The sequence below is a fragment of the Daeguia caeni genome (assembly GCF_042653845.1).
Lineage (GTDB): Bacteria > Pseudomonadota > Alphaproteobacteria > Rhizobiales > Rhizobiaceae > Brucella > Brucella caeni.
The window spans coordinates 1-5,364 of the sequence record NZ_JBHSEL010000041.1 but is presented as its reverse complement, the minus strand read 5'-3'; the positions used below and the strand labels follow the sequence as shown (position 1 = coordinate 5,364).

Below are 5,364 nucleotides of genomic sequence, written 5' to 3'. Positions count from 1 at the left end.
TTTGATAAAGCTATGATGAGCCGAAAACCCTCTCTTCTCAATTAATACAATTTGGTCTCATGGGCGTTGATGTCGGACAGAGCTGGCACATCTGCCGGATTTTTCCTCTTTCAGGGTGATTTGGGAGCAGGGTTATTACAAATCCCTGCTGCGGTCGCTTGCTCTTGCCTTTGCGACCACGATCATTCTGTTCATTGTCTGCTGGCCGCTTGCCTATGGCATGGCCAAGGTGTTCCGGCGCTTTACGCTCGTCATCACCATTGCGGTGGTTCTGATCCTGTTTGTATCGGAAAATATCCGTCTGTTTGGCTGGAGCCTGTCCCTGATGAAGGGAGGCCTGCTGGAAGGCTATATGCGCCACTGGTTTGGCGTGTCGTTTGAAAGCCCGCTCTATAACTGGCCGGTCATTATTTTCGGCATGTGTTATGTCTATTTCCCATTCATGCTGTTTCCGCTGGCACAGGGTATCAGCCTGGTGCCGGACGATGCGCGCCTTGCCGCGCTGGATCTGGGGGCAAGCCCCTCGCGTATTCTGTTCGAGATCGAAATGCCGCTGGCTTCGCCCGGCATCATGGTTGGCAGCCTGCTGACCTTTGTTCTTTCTGCAGGTGCGGTCGCGGAAGCCAAGTTGCTTGGCGGCCGCTCTGTTGTTGTCCTGACCGATGATGTCGAAAGCGCCTTCACCTTTGGCCAGAACTGGCCGCTCGGCTCTGCACTGGCACTCATGCTGATCGTGATTGTGGCGGCTTTGGCACTCGTGCCGATCAGCCGGCTCAATCTCGACGCCATCATGGGGAGAAAGCGATGAGAAACATCTCCAGATCAAGCCGTATCGCGCTTTATCTTTATGGCGTTCTGATCCTGCTGGTGCTTTATCTGCCTCTGGTCTCGGTCAGTTTTGCATCCGTTTCGAAAGCGCGTTATCTGAGTTTTCCGATCAACCGCTACACCACTGAGTGGCTCAATCAGGCCGTGACCAGTCCGAATGTGCACGACATGGTCATAACCTCGCTGAAGATTGCCATTTCGGTGACCATCCTGTCGATGCTGATCGGTTTCTTTGGTGCCTCGGCCTTTGCTCGCTTTCAGTGGAAGTTCCGCAGCCTGTTCCAGAAGCTGATCCTGCTGCCGATCTTCTTTCCGCAGACAGTTCTCGGACTGGCTCTGCTGATCTGGTTTTCGGCCCTGGGCGTGCAGCCCAACTGGAAAACGGCGGTTGTGGCACATCTGGTCTGGATTGCGCCGATCACGACACTGATCATTGCCATCCGGGCCTATGCCTTTGATCCGTCTCTGGAAGAGGCTGCCCGTGACATGGGCGCATCAACCTTCACGATCCTGCGTGAAATCACCTTGCCGCTCCTGATGCCGGGCATCATTTCGGCTGGTCTTTTTGCCTTCCTGTTGTCTTGGGGCAATTTCCCGCTTTCGCTCTTTACCACTGGTGTGGATGCGCCACTGCCAAAGTGGCTCTATGCGCGAATGGTCTCTGGCTATACGCCGCAAATTCCGGCTCTGGGCGTGCTGTCCGTCATTGGGTCGGCTGTACTGATGCTTATTGGGTTGCTGGCTTTACGCTGGGCTCGCCGCCGGGACTGACCACCAGAATGGTCAGACCAATACAACGAAAATCAGATAAAAGAGGGAACCATGTTTAATTCGTTGAAAGATCGTAGCGTTATCATCACTGGCGGATCAAAGGGAATTGGTCGGGGTATTGCGCGTGTGTTTTCACGCGTTGGCGTCAAGCTCACCATCGTCGGGCGCGACAAGAAGGCGCTTGATGCCGCCGTTGAGGAAATGAATGCGCTTGGCGCGAAGGCACGTGGCGCGGTCTGTGATGTCAGCGACTATGTGCAGGTGAAGAAAATGGTCGACGAGGCCGCGGAAGCGCAGGGCGGTCTTGATGTCATGTGCGCCAATGCCGGCTCTTTCCCGCAGGTCAAGATGGTTGACATGACCCCGGATGACTGGGACGCCATGATGGCAAACAATCTGCGCTCGACCTTTCTGTGCGTGAAAGCGTCCATTCCACATTTTGAAAAAGCAGGCCGGGGCCGTGTTGTCGTCACATCATCCATTACCGGCCCTGTCACCGGTTATCCTGGCTGGTCGCATTATGGCGCCTCCAAGGCGGGCCAGCTTGGTTTCATCAGAACCGCGGCGCTGGAGCTTGCGCGCTATAACACGACCATCAATGCGGTTATGCCAGGTAATATCATGACGGAAGGTCTGGAAGGACTGGGCGAGGACTATCTTGCCACCATGGCAAAATCCATTCCGTTGAAGCGCCTTGGCGCGGTTGAGGATATTGGCAATGCCGCCCTGTTCTTTGCGTCGGATGAAGCGGCCTATATTACCGGCCAGCAGATCATTGTCGATGGTGGGCAGATCCTGCCGGAATCGCTTGAGGCACTGGAAGCTATCTGAGTGGAGGAATGGATATGGCAAGCGATCCGATGCCACTCGCTGAGCGCCTGAAGCATTTGCAACAACTGGCACAGGATTCTCTTCATCTCTGGCCCGTACCAGGGAATGCCACGGTACGTCTGCTGAATGTATCGGAAAATGCGACCTATCTGGTCGAAGCTCCCGATTATCGTTCGATCCTGCGTGTGCATCGCGTCAATTACCATACAAGGCGCGGGATAGAGCAGGAACTGCAATGGTCGCAGGCCCTGTCTGCGGATAATATGGTGCTGACACCGTCGCCTATCGTCGGCCTTGATGGCCAATATGTGCAGGAAGCAAGATCAGACCATTTGCCGGATCCGCGTTTCATGGTGATGTTTGAATTTGCTGAAGGGCGGCAGCCGGATGAAAATGAGGACCTGCGTCAGCCATTTGAGCGGCTTGGCGCCATCGCCGCCCACACCCATCTTCATTCACAACGCTGGCAAAAGCCGGAACCGCTGGAACGTCTGAAATGGGACGAGGAAGCGGTTTTCGGTTCTGATCCGACATGGGGTAACTGGCGCGACGCACCAAATGTCACGCCGGAAATACGTGACGTTCTGGAAGATGTTGAGGATCTGATCTGCGAACGCCTTGAAGCTTTTGGCAAATCGCCGGAGCGTTATGGTCTCATCCATGCCGATATGCGGCTTGCCAATCTGCTGATTGATGGCGAAACGACATGCCTCATCGATTTCGATGATTGCGGCATGGGCTGGTATCTATACGACTTTGCCACGGGCGTAAGCTTCATGGAGGATTCGCCTCAGGTGCCGGCTTTGCGTGAAGCATGGGTGCGGGGTTATCGCAGCGTTCGTTCACTGTCGGAAGACGAAGAGAAAGAAATCGATACATTCATAATGCTTCGTCGCATGGCACTGCTGGCATGGATCGGTAGCCATATTGAAGCCCCTGAACCGCAGGCAATGGCGCCACATTTTGCCAATGGCACCGCTCTATTGGGGCGGCAATATCTCGATAAATTTGGAATGAAAGCTATGATTGGTCATCAATCATGCAATAGAAAAATTGTTTAATTCCCCGAAGACTGCGCAGTTATGTCTGGCGCCGATCCTGGATCGGCGTCTTTTTTGTGTAACTTATAATATAAAAATAAATTCTTGAGAATGTTAATATATTTTTATGAAAATGCAATTATAATAAATGATGTATTTATCCATTAATATATTCAAACGATAAGTTTAATAATGAAAATAAATTAGAATTATAATATTTATAACTATTATTAAAGATTATATTTTGAATTTTTTGATTGATATCGGAAATGAATAAAAATCTATCAGTATTATATAATACAATATATTGCAAAATGGCTACCATATGATTTGGTCATGTCGGAGCAACGCAGAGATCAATGATTCATTGATTAATAAATTTATAGGAAGTGTGATGATTACGAAGATGCAATTCCTAAAAAATAGCCGAATATTTAAAGATTATAATTTGAAGTTGAACACGGCAGCTGTTCTGCTGAAGGGGGCTATGGCTGTTTATGTGGTCTGAACCGCCCCGGGTTTGCCGAAGACCNAACGTGCTGGTTTGCCGAGTGACGTGGCGGAGAAGATGAAGGCTCTGGAGCGGGAGAACCGGGAGCTTCGCCAGGCGAATGAGATTTTACGCAAAGCCTCGGCATATTTTGCCCAGGCGGAGCTTGTCTTATGAGATTCCGGGCTCCTGAGGCAAAAGGGAGCCGCTGCCCAGCATCGCAAACTGCGGGGCAGCGACGGGGGTGGCGTCGTGCGGAGCTTGGTCTTGAAGGACCGCGGTCGAGTTTGACGAGCCCCCGTCTTTTCTAACGACCTGAACGGATACGTGGGCTGCGGGCCCGAACGACAAGCATAGGTAGGAAGAAAAGATGGCCAAGGATACCATCGGCATCGACGTGTCGAAAGACCGTCTTGACGCGTTCTGGCATTCCCGGACGGAGGCATGTTGCCTGCCCAATACGCCCGAGGGTTTCGGGCAATTGTGCGACTGGCTGGGAAAGGAGGAAGACGTTCTCATCGTCTTCGAGGCGACTGGTGCCTATCATCGGGGGCTCGAGCGACATCTGAGTCTGACAGGGCTGCCCTTCATCAAAGTTAATCCAAAGCAGGCGCGGCGCTTTGCGCAAGCTATTGGGCGATTGGCAAAAACCGATAGCGTCGACGCCAGAATGCTGGCACGCATGGGCGTTGTGCTTGAACTGAGGCCTCAAGTCGTCGAGGGCGAGGATGTTCATGATCTCAGAGAGTTGCTGACTGCCCGCCGCGCTTTGGTCAAAGATCAGGTGACCGCGAAGACGCGGCTTGCTACTGCACGGAACCCGCTTGTACGAGAACAGCTTGGCCGCCGCATTGAGGACATCGGTGCCGATATTCAAGCGCTTGATGAGGTCATTGCGCAGATCGCCAGGCAGCGAGGCACCCTTGAAGAGCGCATCCGCCGATTGATGACCATTCCGGGGATTGCTCGTCTGACCGCAACCACCATGCTGATCGACATGCCGGAGCTTGGGCACCTCGAGGGCAAGAAGATCACCGCTCTCGCCGGACTTGCGCCAATGACGCAGCAATCTGGAAAGTGGCAGGGCAAGGAGCGGATTACCGGCGGACGCTCATCCATTCGGCGCGCGATCTACATGCCCGCACTTGTCGCCATCCGTTTCAACCGGGACCTCCACGACAAGTATCAGCAGTTGCTAAAGGCCGGCAAAGCGAAGAAAGTCGCCATTACCGCCATCATGCGGCGCATCATCGTCCTTGCAAACACTTTGCTGCGTGAGAGGCGAGATTGGCTGCCTGATCGCCCTTGACCAAGACGGATACTCGACCGCCCACTGAAGCGATGATTTCCTTCATCGACGAACACCGCTCGGTGCTCGGGGTCGAGCCGATCTGCAGGCTGCTG

The 5,364-nt window shown here is 53.2% G+C and carries 5 protein-coding genes and 1 other annotated feature; all 5 genes read left to right on the top strand.

Annotation, left to right across the window (positions count from 1 at the left end; genetic code table 11):
• Positions 1–115 precede the first annotated feature (115 nt).
• Positions 116–808: an ABC transporter permease gene (locus ACFO1V_RS04245; RefSeq protein ID WP_374834676.1), complete on the top strand. Its 693-nt coding sequence runs from the start codon at positions 116–118 to the stop codon at positions 806–808.
• Positions 805–1,599 carry an ABC transporter permease gene (locus ACFO1V_RS04240; RefSeq protein ID WP_374834678.1) on the top strand — a complete coding sequence of 265 codons (795 nt, stop codon included), beginning with the start codon at positions 805–807 and terminating at the stop codon, positions 1,597–1,599. Before ACFO1V_RS04245 ends, ACFO1V_RS04240 begins: the two co-directional genes overlap by 4 nt.
• A gap of 51 nt (positions 1,600–1,650) precedes the next feature.
• Positions 1,651–2,430 carry a 3-oxoacyl-ACP reductase FabG gene (fabG, locus tag ACFO1V_RS04235; RefSeq protein WP_374834680.1) on the top strand — a complete coding sequence of 260 codons (780 nt, stop codon included), beginning with the start codon at positions 1,651–1,653 and terminating at the stop codon, positions 2,428–2,430.
• 14 nt (positions 2,431–2,444) lie between these two features.
• Positions 2,445–3,491: a phosphotransferase enzyme family protein gene (locus ACFO1V_RS04230; protein ID WP_374834682.1), complete on the top strand. Its 1,047-nt coding sequence runs from the start codon at positions 2,445–2,447 to the stop codon at positions 3,489–3,491.
• 839 nt (positions 3,492–4,330) lie between these two features.
• Positions 4,331–5,269: an IS110 family RNA-guided transposase gene (locus tag ACFO1V_RS04225; RefSeq protein ID WP_374834722.1), complete on the top strand. Its 939-nt coding sequence runs from the start codon at positions 4,331–4,333 to the stop codon at positions 5,267–5,269.
• Positions 5,261–5,364: a sequence feature (AL1L pseudoknot), on the top strand. This feature is flagged as partial in the annotation. (Overlaps the previous gene by 9 nt.)

Bases quoted from the DNA above. Each gene is read 5' to 3' on its own strand.
- ACFO1V_RS04240 (WP_374834678.1), top strand. From the start codon at position 805: ATGAGAAACATCTCCAGATCAAGCCGTATCGCGCTTTATCTTTATGGC.
- fabG (WP_374834680.1), top strand. From the start codon at position 1,651: ATGTTTAATTCGTTGAAAGATCGTAGCGTTATCATCACTGGCGGATCA.
- ACFO1V_RS04230 (WP_374834682.1), top strand. From the start codon at position 2,445: ATGGCAAGCGATCCGATGCCACTCGCTGAGCGCCTGAAGCATTTGCAA.
- ACFO1V_RS04225 (WP_374834722.1), top strand. From the start codon at position 4,331: ATGGCCAAGGATACCATCGGCATCGACGTGTCGAAAGACCGTCTTGAC.